Origin of the sequence: Psychrobacillus lasiicapitis (assembly GCF_006861795.1) — a bacterium.
Classification (GTDB): domain Bacteria; phylum Bacillota; class Bacilli; order Bacillales_A; family Planococcaceae; genus Psychrobacillus; species Psychrobacillus lasiicapitis.
In genome coordinates this window covers 91,275-110,592 of sequence record NZ_VDGH01000003.1, presented here as the reverse complement: position 1 = coordinate 110,592, position 19,318 = coordinate 91,275, and the positions used below count along the sequence as shown (strand labels likewise).

The window sequence follows — 19,318 nt, the reverse complement described above, 5'->3', positions numbered from 1 at the left end:
TTTGTCGATTTTCCTATCGATTCGACTCCTTTATACGTAAATTTCCCGGGAAATATCCCGATTTACGTCTAAGTCGAAAATTATTTGAAAAGCAATAAACAACATCTCCTATAACCTAACAAATTATACGAAACTCCTAGCACCATATTACAAAGGGGTTACATGTACCAAGTACCTGTAACCCCTGCAACAAAATTCTCTTAAAAATGTACGGAAATTGCCGATATAAAAAGAAAGACAAGCGTGGAGGGAGCTAAATTCGATGCTAGGTAAATGGAATGCTACTGGGATGTCTATTTTAAGAAATATGAATACACATTGGGCGCTGGCAAATAAGTCTATGGAACGTATATCCACTGGCTATCGCATTAACCGTGCTGCAGATGATCCCGCAGGACTTGCTATTTCAGAGAAAATGCGTGCACAGATTCGCGGTCTTGGCCAAGCAGCTCGTAATATTCAAGACGGTATTTCCCTCCTCCAAACAGCAGAAGGCGGACTAAGCGAAACCCACTCCATCTTACAGCGCATGAGGGAGTTAAGCGTACAATCTGCCAACGACACCTTAACAGATAATGATCGGAACCAACTGGCAATCGAATTTGATGAATTAAAGAAAGAAATTTCAAGAATTTCCACGGATACAGAATTTAATACAAAAACCTTACTCGATGGTTCTCAGACTTCGATAAAAATTCAAGCCGGTGCAAATGCAGGACAACATATCGACTTGCTAATTGGCGATATGGGGGCCGGGGCAATTGGGATCGAGAATCTATCTATTTCTACAAAAGAAGCAGCTGACAATGCAATTGGTGAATTAGATAAAGCGATCACTAAAGTATCAAGTGAGCGCTCTAGAATCGGCGCGTATACAAATCGGTTAGAGCATGCTTACAATAATGCAGTGAACATGGAAGAGAATTTGACCGCTGCGGAATCTAGAATTCGAGATGCGGATATCGCAAAAGAGATGATGGCACTTACAAAAGCGAAGATACTTGCACAAGCAGGACAGTATGTCCTAAGCATGCATATGCAACAAGCTCAATCTATACTACAACTATTAAAATAAACTGTTCTATATTAACTTTTCCGAGACAATCGTGAATGCGTCCTGTTCACGATTGTTTTGTTTGAAAACAATGAAAATGTCATTTTCATCTTTTTTCATAACTAGTATGAGAGCTACAAATTATTCCCAACTTATTGTTCGTAGAAAGTTCTGCAAAATGGTAGGTTTTGGGGTAATATAGGTTTATAGAGTACGAGAGGGGGAATAGGTATGAAGAGGTTTTCTGCGTTTGGTGCACTTATGATGACGATTGGTTTGTTGTTGGCTCCAATGGCAGCAGCGGCTGCGCCGATTGATGAGGTGAAGCAACTAGTTAGTGAACATTATATGGGAGAGCTTCCTTCGAATTTACAGAGCATGGCTTCGATTGATGACATTATTGTAAAACTGGATCCGTATTCTTCTTATTTTACTAAAGAAGAATTTGAGGCATACACAGGCTCTATCAACAATTCAGCGACTGGTATCGGTGTTATTATCGAAGAACATGAAAAAGGAATCCAAATAGTGAGCACGTTCGATGGAGCGGCTGCGGCACTTGCTGGAATAGAGCCAGGAGATATTATTTTGTCGGTTGACGGTGAGACGACAAAAGGTATGTCGATTCAACAGGCATCTTCCCTTATTACTGGCAAGGAAGGGTCGACGGTGCAACTAGTAGTGTTGAAATCTTCTAATCTAACCCAAACATACAAAATAACACGCAACAAATTCACCGTTCCCGCCGTGACGAAGCAACTTTTGTATGGAAATATCGGATATATTGGACTCAATACATTTTCAGATGATGGGGCAACACGTGTATTAAAAGCAAAAGAGGAGCTTCAAAAGCAAGGAGCAACTTCATTTATCGTGGATCTCACGAATAATGGGGGCGGCTTTGTACATACCGCAGAGGAACTCGTTGGTTTATTTCCGAAAAGCCCTTATGCCTATGCACTCCATATGAAAAAGCAAAATGGACTTGTGAAATCTGTGCAGCAACCATCCCTTTTCCCTGCAAACACCAAAGTACTAATAAATGGATATAGTGCCAGTGCCTCAGAAATGGTTGCTGGAGCATTACTCGATCAAAAATCGGCAACATTATACGGCCAAACGACGTATGGTAAAGGCTCGATGCAAACGTTTTACGAGTTGACGGATGGTTCCTATTTAAAACTGACGGTCGCAAACTTCACAGGACCAAAAGGAACGGTTATCCATAAAACCGGCGTCAAGCCACAAATTACGACAACGGTCGGGCAAGAACTAGCAAAAGCACATCTAGACGCCATTCTCGAAGCAAATAAAACCTACAAAAAAATGCCAGCACTACAAAATGTACCAACAACCAAAGAATTTACGGTTACATTCTCCAAGACTGTAGCATCAAACAAACAACAAAAAATAGAGTTAGTCAAACTGGGAACTGCGAGCAATGTACAAGTAAATATCAAGCAAAAATCGCATAATCAGTTCGTGTTATCACCAACAGCACCGCTTGAAAAAGGAGTAGCATACATACTGCTCATTCATCCAACATTCCAAACAGAAACAGGAGAAATGATGAAAAACGGTGCTTATGTGGAAGTAACTGTCCAGCCATAAGAGGGGGAACAATGGAATGTTTTTTGAATTTCGATTTTGGAAATACCTTTTTAACCGAAATGAGTTAATTGGGTCACTAGAAGATACAAAGATGCGCGGCTTTGAAAAGCGTGTCTGGCTAATCGCAATACTGGGAGTCCTCCTTTTTGCACTTCGTGATATTTGGGGGATGCACACAGAAGCACTCACCTCCCTATTTGTAGGTGGATTTGAAGATACATTCGTCATTGCACGAGCGACGTCTTTAATAGGAGCAATTATTTGGTCCTTTCTTTACATGGCGTTCCATTTCTTTGGAATTGCCTTTCTATTACATAAGATAACAAATATTGAATTGTCGAAAGTGGCGATCATTCAGCTATTTGTTGTAGCGCTACTGTTAATGGAAAAAGCATTTACTTTTTTCTTATATGCAATCGTAGGGTATACAACGGACTTTTCCATTTTGTCATTCGGACCGCTTGCTGCAACATTTTTAAACAATGAGTTTTTCACTTACTTTTTCAATGAATTAACGTTAATTACCGGATTAATCATTGCTATTCAGTTTCACTTCTTACGAGCATTTACCGAAATGTCGGCTCGCAATCTATTTATTATATTGCTAGTGATCCAGCTGGTTCTTGCTTTATTCGTAGCAGGGATCCAAGTGCTTCCACTTGAAGCATGGTTCGAAGGGGGGCAATCCGTATGAACAAAGTGATAACAATCGGTATTGCCATTGTCGTTTCTACATTTATTGCTTCCAACGCTATTCTTTTATTTTCGGATAAAAGCGAGATAAAGAGAACGTATTACGTCCATGAATACGACCGCGTACATGAAAGTACATACACAAAAGAACTGGAAAAAGAATCTGTCGTCGTACCAACAAATGAAATGACCGTAACTGTTGCTGTACATGCTATTTCTGACATCGTAGTAGCAGAAGGAGATATAGTACAAGAAGGAACGGAGCTTGCTACTTTAAATACACAGTCTGCCGATGCACAACGAGCACAATGGGAATCTGAGCAACAGGCATACACGGAAGAACAATCGCGACTCCGTGAAATTATGGACAACCTCGAATCGGAGCGCTACGGAGCAGGCTCTAATTCGACTAGCAATCAATCAGCAGGGAACGAAGAAACGACCGTAAATGTGCAAGTCGACGTAAACGTTTCACCTGAAGGGAATTTCTCCCAAGCAATTGCTGAAACAGAACAAAAAATTGCCGAAATAGACCGCAAGCTACAAATTGTCAGCACCCAACTTAGCCAAAACTCCGGCGAAACAGCCCTGCTAAGCCCAATAGAAGGGAATATTGCTACAATCGAAGAACGAAATGGCAGCTATTTCATCACCATTTATGCAAATGAAAAATCGGTCATCACCTATGCAAAAGAAGAGGAATGGCACCAAATCAATGAAGGCCAACGAGTAAATAACTACTCCGCCCACCGAGAGGGCGTAGTAGAGGGAACCGTTTTTGCCAAAACACAAGTACCAGCAAACAAATCCAAGTGGCTAAAAGCATACGAGCAATTTGGCGAGCATCCGAATGAACCCGTATACGAAGTACAAATTCAACTAGCAGAACAACTAGAATCATTACCGTTTTCAGCAAACATCAATTCCGTCTTCATCACAAATGAAGCCGAAAACGCCGTTCGCGTGAAAGCAAACTGGCTCCTAAACAGAGCAGATAATACTGCCGAAGTATACACCCTTTCAGCAGATGGAAAAATCATGCGAGCACAAGTAACCGTCCCATTTGACTTGAAAAAGCACGCTATTCTATCGGAAGGCTTACAAAACGATAGCATCGTACTGAACGCAGATCCAAAAACCGAAGAAGCACCAGCTTTCCTGCCATTCCCACGTGACCTCCCGTCTTGGAATAGCATCAAAGCAATCGGATGGAAAGACTACGCTAGATATTTAACTTACAAATAAAAGAAACCAGCTGTTGCACTTAACGCAATAGCTGGTTTCTTTGCTTTTGGATTGATACTTGTACTTGGTGTCAGTGACATCACTTTGGACAATCATTTGCTTTTTCTGGACAATAACTCAATAATCTTGGACAATAAAGCCCGAAAGGTGGACAATCATTTAGAACTTGGACAATCTCTTCCCAAAGGTGGACAATCCTATGCAAGACTTGGACAATCTTCTCAAATAGTTGGACAATCATTTAGAACTTGGACAAACTCTCCCCGAAGTTGGACAATCCTATGCAAAACCTGGACAATCAGCCCAAATAGTTGGACAATCTCCGTCTATTTCTGGACAATAAACCAATATTCTTGGAAAATCTCCAAGTCTTCCTAGACAAACAATCAATCTCCCTTAAGCGATACCTCTCAATCTCACAACAAAATCTCCCCTTAACAACTCAAAACAACTTCGCTATACTAAAGTAATAATATAAACGCAAGAGGTGGATATATAATGGATCCAAGATTTAAAATTGCCCATCGTGAAGCATGGATTGGCGTGGGACTGGCGGTTGTTCATTTTATATGGTGGTTCGGTTTTGCATATGGGCTTGGTTCACGGCCAGTAGAGGAGTACACGTATATCCTTGGTTTCCCAGATTGGTTTTTTTATAGCTGTATCGTCGGGTTCATCCTCATATCAATTACGGTGATTATTCTCGCAAAGTATATTTTGAAAGATGTGTCTTTTGAGGAAGAGGGGGATGAGTCATGAATACTGAAGTGATCATTCCACTTATTATTTTTCTTGGAGTCATTTTTTTCATAGGATTTTGGTCGAGCAAGAAAATAGAATCATCCACTGGTGGATTTCTACAGGAATACTTTCTAGGTGGGCGCGAACTAGGTGGCTTTGTGCTTGCAATGACAATGGTAGCAACTTATGGAAGTGCATCGAGTTTCCTTGGGGGACCGGGAACTGCCTATACGATGGGCTTCGGATGGGTGCTACTTTCTATGACACAGGTCGTAACTGGCTATTTCGTGCTTCTTGTTTTAGGGAAGAAATTTGCCATTTTAGCTCGGAAGTACAATGCGATTACGTTAATTGATTTCTTAAAAGTGCGCTATAACAGTACGGCAGTTGTATTACTCGCGGCGATCAGCATGATTATCTTTCTATTCTCCGCGATGACCGCACAATGGGTCGGCGGTAGTCGCTTAATCGAATCGTTAACTGGTATGAAGTATACAACGGCTTTATTTATTTTTGCTGTCTCGGTACTTGTATATGTCGTAATTGGCGGATTCCGCGCAGTTGCGGTGACGGATGCTGTGCAAGGTGGCGTGATGGTCATCGGAACGCTTATTTTATTGATCGCCGTTATTATCGCTGGCGGTGGAGTGCCGAATATTATGCAAGATTTACTTGCAGAAAACCCAAGACTGTTGACGCCTTACGGCAATGAAGGAAATCTATCCGCTGCATATGTATCATCCTTTTGGATACTTGTTGGTGTAGGTGTCGTCGGGCTACCGCAAATGGCAGTCCGTGCAATGTCCTATAAAAACACACGCTCGATGCACCGAGCACTGGTGATCGGAACGATTGTTACTGGATTTATCATGCTGAATATGCATTTAATCGGGATATTTGCTCGTCCTATTTTACCAGGAGTAGAAATCGCGGATACGGTCATCCCGCTTGTTACATTGAAGGTGCTACCTGCTTGGCTTGCAGGAATAGTGCTAGCTGCCCCGCTTGCAGCTATAATGTCGACAGTCGATTCGCTACTTATTTTGGTGAGTTCTTCTATTGTAAAAGATGTATATATTAACTATATAAAGCCGGATGCAAGCGAGAAATCCATTAAACGGCTGAGCTTCGGGGTAACGACTCTATTAGGATCCATTGTCTTTTTATTGGCATTAAATCCTCCTGACTTGCTGATATTCTTGAATTTATTTGCCTTCGGTGGACTAGAAGCGGCATTTATCTGGCCAGTCGTGCTAGGTCTATACTGGTCGTATGGCAATAAATACGGAGCCATCGCATCCATGATTACTGGAATTATTTCCTATATTGCGTTACACTTTTATAATGAAGCGTACGGCAATCTATTCGGCGTGCACACAGTCGTGCTGCCGATCATTTTATCACTACTTGCTTATGTGGCATTTAGTTTAACTATCAGGAAAACAAAATATCAATTTTAACAAGGAGGCCCTCAAGTGAAAGAATGGAAAATTTACGCCATGCTCGTGTTCGTCATGTTCGTTTGGGGAGCCAACCTTCCTATACTGAAATACTTAGTAACGGTAGTACCACCCGTTTCTTTAACAGCTATTCGAATATTAAGCGCTAGTTTAGCAGTATTTATCATCCTATGGAAAATGAAACTCCTCCGTAAACCGACAAAGCAAGAGTGGAAATATATATTACTAGGCTCTTTAACAAATGTCGTCTTGCACCACTATTTCCTAAATATCGGTTTATCCATCACAAGTGGAACCCACGGAGGACTCATTTTAGGTACGGGACCAATGCTCACTGCCATTTCTGCAGCTATTATATTAAAATACTTTCCAACGAAATTTCAGTGGCTCGGTCTAGTATTCGGACTTGCGGGAGTAAGTGTATCTATTTTAGTTGGCGGAGGCGAGTCGAACGGAGCAAATATTGGAGACTTCTACGTATTCCTAGCTATATTAGCACAAGTACTCAGCTATATGGTCGTAAGTAAAGCTGCAGCAACGCTTGACCCACGTCTGCTCACTGCATATATGATGATGATCGGTGCAGTCGTATTAGTCATCATAAGCTTAATACAAGAACCTGGAGGCATCGCCGTATTCGCAGAAACGACTCCGACGTTTTGGGTACTATTCCTAACTTCGGCCATTATCTGCACTGCCGTCGGTCACATGATGTACAACTACGCAGTAGGCAAAGCTGGCGCAACGAAATCAGCGATATTTATGAACTTAAATCCGCTATTCTCATTAATTCTATCGGCCATTTTCCTAGGCGAAATATTAACAGGACGCCATTTCATTGGCCTATTTCTCATTATAATAGGAGTAATGCTTGGATCCGGAGCGGCAGAAGATATGTGGAAAAAATATAGAGGAAAAAGAGCGGCTTCCTAAAAGTCGTTCTTTTTTTGTGCTTGCTTTTGTCAAAGCAATAACCAAAAAAAAACCTGTAATATATCTGTAATATTAATTTTTCTAGCATGACCCCCAGAAACCAAAAAGTGCGTACGAATAATAGAGTGTCCGAACAAAGCAGCATGGACAAATTCTATTCGAGGTGATTGGATTATGAAGATGAAATTTAAGAAAACTAGTGCAGCTCTATTAGTTGCAACGATAACAGTAACAGGTAGTGGATATGCATGGGCAAATGAAAACTTGTTCGATACGGTTGATTTAAACAATGTACCAAAAACAAGTGAACAAACAACTGAAACTACTAAAACAACAGAAGATTCCAAGGAAGTGACAACTGGAGATACTGTAGGATTTGATATTCAAATCCCAGAAGATTACCCAGCAGGAAACTTAGAAGCACTCTCAAAAGCATATGAAAATGCTGGAAGTGAAACTGCTAAAGCTGCAATCAAACGAAATGCAGAACGTGCAATCGCAAAATTTGAAGCATCACAAAAAGAGGAAACAGAAGCTACTGAAAGTGAAGAGCCAAAAACAGAACAACCAGAAGTTGAAAAACCAGTAGTGGAAGAACCAAAAACAGAAGCACCAAAAACAGAAGAACCAAAAGTTGAACAACCAGTAGTGGAAGCACCAAAAGCAGAAGAGCCAACTGAGGAAAAACCTGCTGAGGAAGTTCCAGCTAAAAAAGTAGAAAAAGAAGAACGTAAAGCAATTCAAGAAGCACAAAAAGCAGAGCGTAAAGCCCTTCAAGAAGAGCATAAAGAAGAACGCAAAGCATTACAAGCAGAACATAAAGCTGAAAAACAAGAAAACAAAAAGAACAAAAAAGACGAAGATTAATCATTTCGCAAAATAACCGCTTTTCATTTACCGATCTGGCCATTACAATAAGGGTCGACCGGTCAAGGTGAGAACGGAGGGTATGTATGCTTTTGTCCATTATTCAGGGATTATTCAAAACAAAAACAAAACAAACAATGAACGAGCTTGCTTATAAGGCGAAAGCAGGCGATGAGGAGGTTCTTAGTGACCTCCTTTTCGCCTTTACCCCTTTTATAAAAAAAACGGCGACCTTTATTTGCAAAAGACCGATTGATGAGCATGATGAGGAGTTCAGTATAGCGATGAATGGGTTTCATGAAGCGTTGAAGGCTTTTGATTCAACTAAAGATGCCTCTCTCCAAACATTTGCACATCTTATCATCAAAAGACGAATGGTCGATTTCATACGAAAAGAAGCAATAAGAAACGAGAAAGAGCTCTTCATGCAAACGAATGAAGAAGCGGCTACAACGGAACAACACTTTCTATTAGATAAGCAATCTATTGATACACACATAGAAGAACAACGGTCAGCTACAAGAAGAGAAGAGCTGATCCGTTACAGTGAATTATTAGCGACATTTAATTTATCATTTGATGAACTAACAAAAGTAGCACCAAAGCATGCGGATGCAAGAAAAACGGCATTTCAAATAGCGCAAATAGTCGCGGAAACTGAAGAATTCTATGATCATTTAATGAAAACCAAACAACTACCATTGAAAGAAATCGAAGCAATTGTCGAGGTATCTCGAAAAACATTGGAACGGCATCGCAAATATATGATTGCCGTTGTCTTACTGTTAAACAGTGACTTCGTTTATATAAAAGAGTACGTAAAAGGAGAAATCATATGATGCGCACATACACGGGCATTGTTTGCGAGAAGAAAAGTAAATACTCGGTTTTCCTAACGAATGAAGGCAAGTTTCTACGTGGTATTCCAGTCATTTCAAATCCCGAAATTGGAGAGGAAGTGGAGTTTCGGTTAGTGACCGCGACTCTTCAACAGAAGCGAATAAAACCTTTTTTCATCGGACCAGCGCTTGTCGCAGCGGTGCTACTTGTATTTTTGGTGGCATCATTCATTCCTAATACGAGTAGTGCGCTAGCAGCTTACGTGCAGCTGGAAGGAGAAACGGCACTTGAACTAGGTGTAAATCACGAAGGTAACGTCGTCTCCCTAAGATCTCTAGTCAATGATCCGATAACAATCGATGAATGGGAACAACTTCCTTTAGCGATTGTCCTCGATAAAGCTGTAAGCCAGATGAATCCGAAAGTAGAAAAACTAGAAATAATTATGATATACGAAAACGAAGAACAAGCAGAAACAAAGAAAATCGTCGAAGAAGCAGTCCGCACCGTCCAAAACGAACACACTAATCGGGTCTGGAAAGTATCAGAAAGCACAGAAGAAGAACGAGCGAAAGCAAACAAAACTAACCAAACGATCAAACAGCTAAGAAAAACAGAACAAGCACCAGCAATAAAGAATGAACAAAAACAAGCGCCAGTTCAACCGTCTACTCCAGAAACCAAGAAAGAGAAACAACAGGCTCCGCCTAAAGAAATTCCGCAACCGAAAGTAGAGAAACAACAAATAAAGCAAGGGAAACAAGAAGAAAAATCACAAAAGAAAAACGAAAAAGAAGAACAAAAGGCAGAGAAGAAAAATGACGGCAATCAGGGAAATGAGCACAATAATAATCAAGGAAATGAAAACAGCAATAAAGAAAATAAGCCTCATAACAATCAAGGAAATAATAATACCAACAATCAGGAGAACAAAAACTCCAATAATCAAGGTAACAAGAATAAAGAAGGAAACAATAACAACAAGCAATAGAACACAAAAAGAGGGCGACTCCCAAACGGGTCGTCCTCTTTTTTGAATAATTTTTCTAAATAAGACAAAACAAAGCGTGTCATGACCCGCCTCTAACACGATAAACCCTCAAAAACTACGAATTTCGAAATATATAAAAATACAATTGACTTTATAAATATGCAGTATTATACTTATCTCTAACATTAACGAAGAGGTGAACGAAAATGAAGGTAGGTATTATTGGTGCAACTGGGTATGGAGGAATAGAGCTGATTCGGCTTCTTCATAACCACCAAGAAGTTGAACGCATTGATTTGTTCACTTCTTCGGAAGAGGGAATGCAGTTTTCGAATAAATATACACATTTATTGAATATTCACGATCAGCCATTACAAAAAATTGAAAATGATAAACTAGCAAACTACGATGTTATTTTCACGAGCACACCATCAGGAGTTTCCACTGAACTTTTGCCTCCATTAATCGGAGCAGGACCAAAACTCATCGATCTGTCAGGGGACTTCCGCCTAAAAGATGCAACGGAATACGAGCAATGGTATAAAAAAACACCACCTCCAGCTGAAGCAGTCGCACAAAGCGTATACGGGCTAACTGAATGGAACGAAGAAGCAATCCAACAAGCGCAACTGATCGCAAACCCAGGCTGTTATCCAACGGCTGTCCTTCTTTCTGTATTGCCACTTATTAAAGAAAACCTAATCGATGCATCAGGACTCGTGATCGACGCGAAAAGTGGAATTTCTGGTGCGGGCAACAAGCCGAACCAAATGACGCATTTCAGTGAGACAAATGAAAACACAGCTATTTACAAAATTCATGAACACCAGCATATTCCAGAAATCGAGCAAGCAATCTGCAACTTTGCAGGTCAAACAGCGCCAGTCACATTTACTACCCATCTAGTACCGATGACAAGAGGGATTATTACAACTAGTTATGCACCAGTAACTTCCGGGGTGACAGAAGAGCAGCTCATAAACGCACTAGAAGAAACATACGCCAACCACCCGTTTGTCCGTATCATCAAAAAGTCAAACAAATTTGGCACAAACCAAGTGTACGGCTCCAACTTCTGTGATGTACATGTGAGACTAGACCCCAGAACGAACCGAGCGACTATCGTTTCGGTTATCGATAACTTAGTAAAAGGAGCAGCCGGGCAAGCGATTCAAAACATGAACGTCCAGTTCGGTTTGGATCAAACGTCAGGCCTCCAGCAAGTCCCACTATTCATTTAAAACTAGGAGGAATTTCATTTGACTACAGTAACTACTATGAAATCAATTTCATATAAAAATATTGCTTCACCTAAAGGCTTCAAAGCAACCGGCATCCACTGTGGACTTAAACACAAGAAAAAAGATTTAGCTTTACTAGTAAGCGATGTTCCAGCAAGCGTTGCGGGCGTCTTTACAACAAACGTGTTCCAAGCGGCACCACTACTTGTCTCAAAAGAAGTTGTGCAAAAAACTCGCAAGATGCAAGCAATCATCGTCAATTCAGGAAATGCCAATTCATGTACCGGCAAACAAGGGATGGCTGATGCCTACACGATGCAACAAAAAACTGCTGAAAAACTAGGCATCGAAGCGAACCTCGTAGGTGTAGCATCCACAGGAGTAATCGGTGAAATGATGAAAATGGAGCCTCTATTAGAAGGCATTCAAAAACTACATCCGATTGACGAACTAGAAGGGGCAATTGGGTTTGCACAAGCAATCATGACGACAGATACAGTAACTAAAAATACTTCGTACAAAACAACGATCGACGGAAAAGAAGTTATCTTTGCTGGAACCGCAAAAGGCTCTGGAATGATCGAACCAAACATGGCGACGATGCTTGGATTTATCACAACCGATGCAAACATCGAATCGAATCATCTACAAGCGGCACTTAAATCGATTACCGATGTAACGTTCAACTCCATCACAGTGGACGGCGACACATCGACAAACGACATGGTTCTTGTTATGGCAAACGGGCTAGCGGAAAATAACACCCTTACACCTGAACATCCAGACTGGGAAAACTTTATCCAAGCGCTCCATGCAGTCTCTCAAGATTTAGCGAAAATGATTGCAAAAGACGGAGAAGGCGCTACAAAACTGATCGAAGTGGAAGTGAATGGTGCAGCATCCGATGAGGAGGCACGCAAAATTGCCAAAACGGTAGTAGGCTCACCACTTGTTAAAACCGCTATTTTTGGAAGCGATGCAAACTGGGGAAGAATCATTGCTGCAGTAGGGCGTAGTGGTGCACATATCGATCCAACGGCGATCAAGATCAAAATTGGAGATGCCGATGTTGTAGAAAAAGGTGAACCAGTACCATTCTCAGAAGAAGATTTATTTAATTATTTAAAGCAGCATGAAGTGAAAATTACCGTCGAACTAAACAATGGCGATGGTCAAGGAATAGCATGGGGGTGCGATTTAACATATGACTATGTCCAAATCAACGCAACCTATCGCTCCTAAACGCATCGTTATCAAGCTCGGTGGAAGTATGCTTGAACGGTTAAATGAAGGACATATTGCAAACTTCAAAAGTCTGCAAGAGCAAGGGATTGATGTCATTATCGTGCACGGCGGAGGTCCTGCCATCAACAAACAGCTAGAAAAAAACAACGTCACTTCTACTACAGTAGGTGGAATCCGAGTAACGTCAGAAGAATCAGTAAGCATCGTACAGTCAACCTTGATCGGTCAAGTGAACCCTACACTAGTTCACCAGCTTAATAAAGGCGGGATAACAGCGATTGGGTTAAGCGGCTATGACAATCTACTAACCTGCACTTTTCTAGACAAAGAAACATATGGCTTCGTCGGGGAAATAAAAGAAGTAAACAGCCAATTACTCGATACCCTGCTCGCAAACGGCATCATGCCGGTCATTTCCTGCTTCGGCTGCGCAAATGACGGCATACCGCTGAACATAAACGGAGACATCGTAGCGAACAAAATCGCATTGGCAATCAAAGCAGAAAGCCTACTACTAGTAACTGACACACCAGGCATCAAAATCGCTGGAGAAGTGCAGCAAGTCGTCACCGTAAAAGCAATAAACAACTGGATCACATCCGAAGACATATACGGTGGAATGATTCCAAAAGTAACTGCAGCACTAGACTGTCTTGCAGAAGGTATCCCATCCGTCAAAATCGTCGGCGAAACATTAGAAGGAACGACCATTTTACAGCAGGAGGTTTACGCATGAGTGCATTATTCCAAAACTACGCCCGTCGACCCGTTCATCTCGTGCAAGGCAAAGGCACAATCGTTACAGATGACACAGGAAAAGAATATCTCGATTTCACAAGCGGCATCGCAGTACTAAGCCTTGGCCATGCCAATCCTGCGGTCGTGCAAGCCATTCAACAACAAAGTGAAAAACTGTGGCACACTTCAAATCTATTCGAAAGTCCAGAACAAGAAAAACTAGCGGCAACGCTTGTAAAAGAAACGCATCTTTCACATGCATTTTTCTGCAACAGTGGAGCAGAAGCAAACGAAGCTGCCATCAAAATGGCGCGTAAACATACAGGCAAAAACATTATCATCACATTCGAAAAATCATTCCATGGCCGAACATTTGGCGCTATGTCCGCAACCGGTCAAGACAAAATACGCCAAGGCTTCGGACCGTTACTAGAAACGTTTCGCACAATCCCTTTCAATGATATTCAGGCACTAGACGCTGCAATAGACAGTGATGTAGCGGCAATCATGCTAGAAGTCATCCAAGGTGAAGGTGGTATAAACAAAATTTCACCTGAATTCGCACAAGCAGTTGCGGACATTTGCGAATCAAAAGATATTCTACTGATCATCGATGAAGTGCAAACAGGTATCGCACGCACCGGAACTCGCTACGCATACGAGCAAACCGTCCTAAAACCGGACATCATGACACTCGCGAAAGGTCTCGGCGGCGGCTTTCCAATCGGAGCTATGCTTGGCACAAGTGCACTCTATGACACATTCAGTCCCGGCACACACGGCACAACATTCGGTGGAAACCCACTAGCAGTAGCTGTCGCGCAAACCGTACTAGACAATGTGTTCACGACTAAATTTTTAAATGCAGTCAATGAAAAATCTGCCTACTTTTTGGATAAACTAAAAACAGCACTACCGAACCATCAAATCGTCGGCTCCGGCTTACTACTAGGAATCAAATGCGAAGAAGAAGTAGCGCCAACCATCGAAAAAGCAGAACAGAATGGCCTATTACTAGTATCAGCAGGTCCAAACGTCATCCGACTTCTGCCACCGCTAACTGTAAAGAAAGAAGAAATCGACCAAGCTGTAAACATACTTTCTTCTATATTAATGTAGAACAAAAAAACTTGAATTAAAGCGCTCAGAGAACCGCTATTCACAACCGGATCGTCCTATTCCATAGGCCGGTCTTTTTTCAATTACCAAAATGAGTGGCAACCCTCAATTTATATCCTAATATAAAGTAGTTTGCCGATAAAACAATCCATAAAATGGTTAAGGGCAACCAACCGACCATGGAGAGCAACTAAAACTATCGGGAGAGCAACCAAATCGATTCTATAAGCAACCATTTCAAAGTCGAAAGCAACCATTTTTCTAAGTAAAAAACTTTTAGCCAAGATTTACTCATGTTTGTGCTTACTAACGAAACAATCCTCGATACTCTACATTCAGCACCTCGATCCACTAAAAAAACAAGCATTGTAATCAACCAATAATATGGTACACTATAGTGAAATTCGCAAACTATTCGGAATACTAAAAAGGAGCGCACACATGCTAACTTGGCACAAAGAAACCACGATTCAAGCACCAATCGAAACAATTTGGAACCTATTTGACCTCGACAACATCCAAAGAATCATGCCAAACATAGTAGAACACAAACCTTTAGAAATAAAAGAAGGCGTCGTGGGTTCCACCTATCAGCAAACCTACAGAGAAGGAAAAAGAACGGAAACGTACATCGTAACAGACATCGAATATGAAAACACAGCCCACAAAAAACACAATAAAATCGAGTTCACATTAGCAAAACTCTTTAAAATCCAAGCAGGCTTTACCTTAATAAAAATAGACGAACAAACAACTAGATTTATATACACCGGTCAAAATGAAGGGATCAATTTCATTGGACGTATTTTATCAAAAATGGGCAGTCAAAAACAAAATGAAAAAGTAGTAAATGACTTTGTGGAGCTTGTTCGTACCGAAGCATTAAAAGATACAAGTAAAGTGGTATAAAGTCCATTCATTAGCTGCTGTTGGCAGAGGAACTATTATAAATAATATAGGAAGGGATATATTAGTTGCTCTCCGTTCAAAAAGGTTAACGCTAATCATGATCTACTCTTTGAAATAAGACGCAAAAAAATGCCTTTTGCCAAAGCAAAGGGCATTTTTTAAACGGACGTAAATTAATCCTCTAAAAACTAGAAGTCATCGTCCAAATCGCCACCGCATCCTCGTCCCCTTCATTAAAAAAACGATGCGGCTGCGAACTATCGAAGTAAATACTATCCCCCTGACAAAGCGTGTGGCACTCACCCTCTAGCTCCACACGCAAGCAACCGGAAAGAATCATCCCACACTCCTCGCCCCCATGAAATACAAAAGGAGTATCCAAATCCTGTCCAGGTTCCACAGTCATCTTAAAAAAACTCATCTGCTTGCCGTTGCTTGGCGACAACAACTCATAACTCACAGTAGGACGTACTCGCTTCACCACTTTAGCCTCTCCGGCACGTGTAATCGAAACAGCATTCGTCTCCTCCGTTTCGAAAAACGAAAAGATTGGCACCTTCAAACTATGGCTCAACTTCCATAGTGTCTCCAAAGAAGGGGATACAAGTCCTCTCTCTATTTGGGAAATCATACTTTGACTCACTCCTGCTAGTCTAGCAAGCTCTTCTGACGTCAATCCTTGAAACCTACGTAAATAGCGTATTCGCTTACCAATCTCTCCTTTTGGAAACTCCATAACAAAACCCCTTTTCGAATAAATATACAATTACCAGAATAATAAAACATATAATATGATGAAGATAGATCACATATAATCTATTGGTAATTCTATTTTGCACCTTTTTGCAAATAGAATCAATAATAATAATATTATAACTATTTATTTTTTATGTAGACATGTGAATAATAATAATCTATACTACTAATAATTCACTAGTTTCAACAGGGGAACTGAATTAATTAGAGAAAAATGGGGGACACAAACATGAAAAAATGGTTAGCAGCAGTATTAATGATTACCATGTTAATCATTGCAGGGTGTAGCAATGATTCAGGTGGGGGAGTATCAACAGAAAACTCAACCATTCAAAAAGCATTAAAAAACAAAAAGTTAGTAATCGGGATGTCTACAGGATATTTCCCATTTGATATGAAAGATCCAAATGGTACTTTCGTAGGCTATGACGCAGACACTGCAGAAGCGCTTGCAAAGGCACTTGGCGTAGAAGTTGAGTACAAACAATTTACTTTTGACGGATTAATTCCTGCTCTACAAACAGGTGAAGTAGACATGGTTTTTGCTGGTATGACTATTCGCGGGGACCGCGCATTAGCAGTAAGCTTTGCTGATCCATACTTCCAAACTGGTCAAGCAGTAATGCTACCTGGTTCAGATACAGCGACTAAAACATGGCAAGACCTTGATGTAGCAGGTAAGAAAATTGCAGTAGGTATCGGAACGACTGGTGCGTTACTTGCAAAAGACGTATTTAAAAATGCACAAGTAGTGGACTATGAAAATTTCCCAGATGCAGCAGCAGCATTAGCACAAGGGCAAGCAGATGGTATCGTATATGACGAGCCGGCAATTGCAGTTTGGAAACTACAAAATGGTGATAATGTAAGACAGTTAGAAGGCTTAATTTCTACAGAAAATCTTGGAATCGCACTTAAGAAAAACGACTTCGAAACAATTCAATGGGTTAATTCATTCTTAAACAGCTACCTTGGAAGCCCAGCAGAGCTTGCATCTCGCGAAAAATGGTTCGAATCTTCTGACTGGTTAGATGAAGTAGTAGAAGAGTAGGACACTCTGGCAATCTAGAGGAGGAACAACTATGTATATGTATGACTGGAGTGTTATTACCCGCAATATGGATGTATTCATCTATGGAGCGTTGAAAACGCTGGAAATTTCAGCGATTTCTATCTTACTTGCTATTCCAATAGGGATTATTTTTGGAATGGGGCGTATCTCGAAAAATAAATTTTTTAGATTAATATCTTCTATATATGTAGAGATAATCCGCGGTGTTCCACTGCTTGTATTACTTATTTGGATTTTCTTCGTCCTCGGACAATTCTTGAAGCTGGGCTCCTATTGGGGCTCGATCTGGGGACTAGCCATTTTTGCTGGGGCATTTATTGCCGAAATCGTTCGTGCAGGTATCCAAGGTGTGCCAAAAGGACAAATGGAAGCTGCGCGATCACTTGGGATGTCTCACGCAAAGGCAATGACACACATTATTTTACCGCAAGCATTTAGAAGAGTATTACCACCGCTTGCATCGCAATTTATCATGCTAATAAAAGACTCGTCCCTGATATCTATCATCGGAGCGACTGAGTTAACCTTGGACGCAAAAAATCTAGTAGCAACATCATTCCGTTCTATTGAAGTGTGGACATTTGTTGCAGTTGTCTATTTCATCATGACATTCAGCTTATCACTAATCATTCGATACTTCGAAACAAGATTATCGAAAAGCGAAGCATAACGGCAAGGAGGGTGTACCCAAATGATCTCTATTAAAAATGTCAATAAAAGCTTCGGTGCCCACCACGTCCTAACCGACGTTTCGCTCGAAGTACCAAAATCGAATGTAGTCGCACTAATCGGTCCGAGTGGAGCAGGCAAATCAACCCTCATCCGAACGATCAATGCACTAGAACCTATCGATAATGGAGAAATTATCGTTGACGGAATCTCTATCCATGACAAAAAAACGGATATCAACAAAGCCCGTCTAAACATCGGCTTTGTTTTCCAAAGCTTTAACCTATTTCCGTTTCTAACGGCACTAGAAAACGTTACGATTTCACCAATGAAAGTAAAAGGTCTATCAAAAGAAGCGGCTGAAAAAAGAGGAAAAGAACTACTAGCATCGCTTGGGCTAGCGGATAAATGCGATGCTTACCCAAGTAGACTATCCGGCGGTCAACAACAACGTGTAGCTATCGCGCGAGCACTTGCAATGGATCCACACGTAATGCTATTTGACGAACCAACATCCGCACTCGACCCAGAAATGGTAACCGAAGTGCTCGATGCCATCCGTAAACTAGCAAAAGACGGTATGACCATGGTCGTCGTAACACATGAAATGGGCTTCGCCAAAGAAATCTGCGACGAAATCGTCTTCATGGCAGATGGCAAAATAGTCGAACGCGCAGCACCAAACAAATTCTTCACCAACCCAGATACACAACGCGCGCAAGACTTTTTATCCAAAGTATTAAACCACTAGAGGGATCTAGTGGTTTTTCTTTTGTAATAGATAAATAACAATAACTTATTTTATCTTCTATATAAACGAACACGTTTATATAGAAGAAACTCCCACTAAATATAAATAGTAATCAATTTCTCTAGGTGAACTTTATAGATAACAGTAGCCACCTAGCAGGCAAACTAAAAGGAGTTTTAGGACTATATGACATTACTATTCGTTTACGATAGTAATAAAAGTTTAATATTACTGAAAAGTTCGAATAGGTAAACAGTAAGTCGATTTAACTATCATATACAACTTTTATACTCTAGATTTATTTCTAAATAACTCCAATCAATCAGCTCTATTGGATTCGAGTGGCATAAAACGTTCTTAAATACTATCGAGTTCAAACACAA

The 19,318-nt window shown here is 40.9% G+C and carries 19 protein-coding genes; 18 read left to right on the top strand and 1 reads right to left on the bottom strand.

The annotated features are described in order from the left end of the window. Positions 1 to 262 precede the first annotated feature (262 nt). The 15 genes from FG382_RS05510 (at position 263) to FG382_RS05440 (ending at position 15,687) form a co-directional block, all read left to right on the top strand. Complete coding sequence (locus FG382_RS05510; protein ID WP_142537902.1) at positions 263 to 1,075, top strand: flagellin N-terminal helical domain-containing protein; 813 nt, start codon at positions 263 to 265, stop codon at positions 1,073 to 1,075. 210 nt (positions 1,076 to 1,285) lie between these two features. Next, positions 1,286 to 2,665: a S41 family peptidase gene (locus tag FG382_RS05505; RefSeq protein ID WP_142537901.1), complete on the top strand. Its 1,380-nt coding sequence runs from the start codon at positions 1,286 to 1,288 to the stop codon at positions 2,663 to 2,665. A 16-nt stretch (positions 2,666 to 2,681) separates the two neighbouring features. Next, positions 2,682 to 3,359: a hypothetical protein gene (locus FG382_RS05500; RefSeq protein ID WP_142537900.1), complete on the top strand. Its 678-nt coding sequence runs from the start codon at positions 2,682 to 2,684 to the stop codon at positions 3,357 to 3,359. Then, positions 3,356 to 4,603 (top strand): efflux RND transporter periplasmic adaptor subunit, encoded by a 1,248-nt coding sequence (locus FG382_RS05495; RefSeq protein ID WP_142537899.1) that lies wholly within the window; start codon positions 3,356 to 3,358, stop codon positions 4,601 to 4,603. Before FG382_RS05500 ends, FG382_RS05495 begins: the two co-directional genes overlap by 4 nt. Before the next feature lie 498 nt (positions 4,604 to 5,101). Continuing rightward, entirely contained in the window at positions 5,102 to 5,362 is a 261-nt protein-coding gene (locus tag FG382_RS05490; protein ID WP_142537898.1) for a YhdT family protein, read from the top strand. Next, positions 5,359 to 6,804 (top strand): sodium/pantothenate symporter, encoded by a 1,446-nt coding sequence (gene panF, locus FG382_RS05485; protein ID WP_142537897.1) that lies wholly within the window; start codon positions 5,359 to 5,361, stop codon positions 6,802 to 6,804. The genes FG382_RS05490 and panF overlap by 4 nt, the downstream gene beginning before the upstream one ends. A gap of 15 nt (positions 6,805 to 6,819) precedes the next feature. Beyond that, positions 6,820 to 7,737, top strand: coding sequence for a DMT family transporter (locus FG382_RS05480; protein WP_142537896.1), 918 nt, complete (start codon positions 6,820 to 6,822; stop codon positions 7,735 to 7,737). 174 nt (positions 7,738 to 7,911) lie between these two features. Next, complete coding sequence (locus FG382_RS05475; RefSeq protein ID WP_142537895.1) at positions 7,912 to 8,604, top strand: hypothetical protein; 693 nt, start codon at positions 7,912 to 7,914, stop codon at positions 8,602 to 8,604. An 86-nt stretch (positions 8,605 to 8,690) separates the two neighbouring features. Beyond that, positions 8,691 to 9,443 carry an RNA polymerase sigma-I factor gene (gene sigI, locus FG382_RS05470; RefSeq protein WP_142537894.1) on the top strand — a complete coding sequence of 251 codons (753 nt, stop codon included), beginning with the start codon at positions 8,691 to 8,693 and terminating at the stop codon, positions 9,441 to 9,443. After that, positions 9,443 to 10,435 carry an anti-sigma factor domain-containing protein gene (locus FG382_RS05465; protein ID WP_211356367.1) on the top strand — a complete coding sequence of 331 codons (993 nt, stop codon included), beginning with the start codon at positions 9,443 to 9,445 and terminating at the stop codon, positions 10,433 to 10,435. Before sigI ends, FG382_RS05465 begins: the two co-directional genes overlap by 1 nt. Before the next feature lie 206 nt (positions 10,436 to 10,641). Then, positions 10,642 to 11,676, top strand: coding sequence for an N-acetyl-gamma-glutamyl-phosphate reductase (gene argC, locus FG382_RS05460; RefSeq protein WP_142537892.1), 1,035 nt, complete (start codon positions 10,642 to 10,644; stop codon positions 11,674 to 11,676). Between the two features lie 36 nt (positions 11,677 to 11,712). Continuing rightward, on the top strand, positions 11,713 to 12,918 hold the full coding sequence (argJ, locus tag FG382_RS05455; protein WP_188713294.1) for a bifunctional glutamate N-acetyltransferase/amino-acid acetyltransferase ArgJ: 1,206 nt from the start codon (positions 11,713 to 11,715) through the stop codon (positions 12,916 to 12,918). Beyond that, positions 12,881 to 13,657, top strand: coding sequence for an acetylglutamate kinase (gene argB / locus FG382_RS05450; RefSeq protein ID WP_142537890.1), 777 nt, complete (start codon positions 12,881 to 12,883; stop codon positions 13,655 to 13,657). The genes argJ and argB overlap by 38 nt, the downstream gene beginning before the upstream one ends. Beyond that, positions 13,654 to 14,778: an acetylornithine transaminase gene (locus tag FG382_RS05445; protein WP_142537889.1), complete on the top strand. Its 1,125-nt coding sequence runs from the start codon at positions 13,654 to 13,656 to the stop codon at positions 14,776 to 14,778. Before argB ends, FG382_RS05445 begins: the two co-directional genes overlap by 4 nt. Positions 14,779 to 15,219: 441 nt before the next feature. Next, a complete protein-coding gene (locus tag FG382_RS05440; protein ID WP_142537888.1) occupies positions 15,220 to 15,687 on the top strand; it encodes an SRPBCC family protein in 468 nt (155 codons plus the stop codon). A gap of 181 nt (positions 15,688 to 15,868) precedes the next feature. Here the strand turns inward: FG382_RS05440 and FG382_RS05435 are convergent, their stop codons facing one another. After that, the gene (locus FG382_RS05435; protein WP_142537887.1) at positions 15,869 to 16,423 is read right to left on the bottom strand and encodes a helix-turn-helix domain-containing protein; all 555 of its coding nucleotides are present in this window, start codon (positions 16,421 to 16,423) and stop codon (positions 15,869 to 15,871) included. Positions 16,424 to 16,672: 249 nt separating this feature from the next. On the opposite strand from FG382_RS05435, the gene FG382_RS05430 reads away from it, so the two are divergent. The 3 genes from FG382_RS05430 to FG382_RS05420 are packed head-to-tail and all read left to right on the top strand — an operon-like array spanning position 16,673 to position 18,935. Beyond that, complete coding sequence (locus FG382_RS05430) at positions 16,673 to 17,494, top strand: transporter substrate-binding domain-containing protein (protein WP_142537886.1); 822 nt, start codon at positions 16,673 to 16,675, stop codon at positions 17,492 to 17,494. Between the two features lie 31 nt (positions 17,495 to 17,525). Continuing rightward, complete coding sequence (locus FG382_RS05425) at positions 17,526 to 18,185, top strand: amino acid ABC transporter permease (RefSeq protein ID WP_142537885.1); 660 nt, start codon at positions 17,526 to 17,528, stop codon at positions 18,183 to 18,185. 21 nt (positions 18,186 to 18,206) lie between these two features. Beyond that, positions 18,207 to 18,935, top strand: a complete 729-nt coding sequence (locus FG382_RS05420; RefSeq protein ID WP_142537884.1) for an amino acid ABC transporter ATP-binding protein — start codon at positions 18,207 to 18,209, stop codon at positions 18,933 to 18,935. The last annotated feature ends 383 nt before the right edge of the window (positions 18,936 to 19,318 follow it).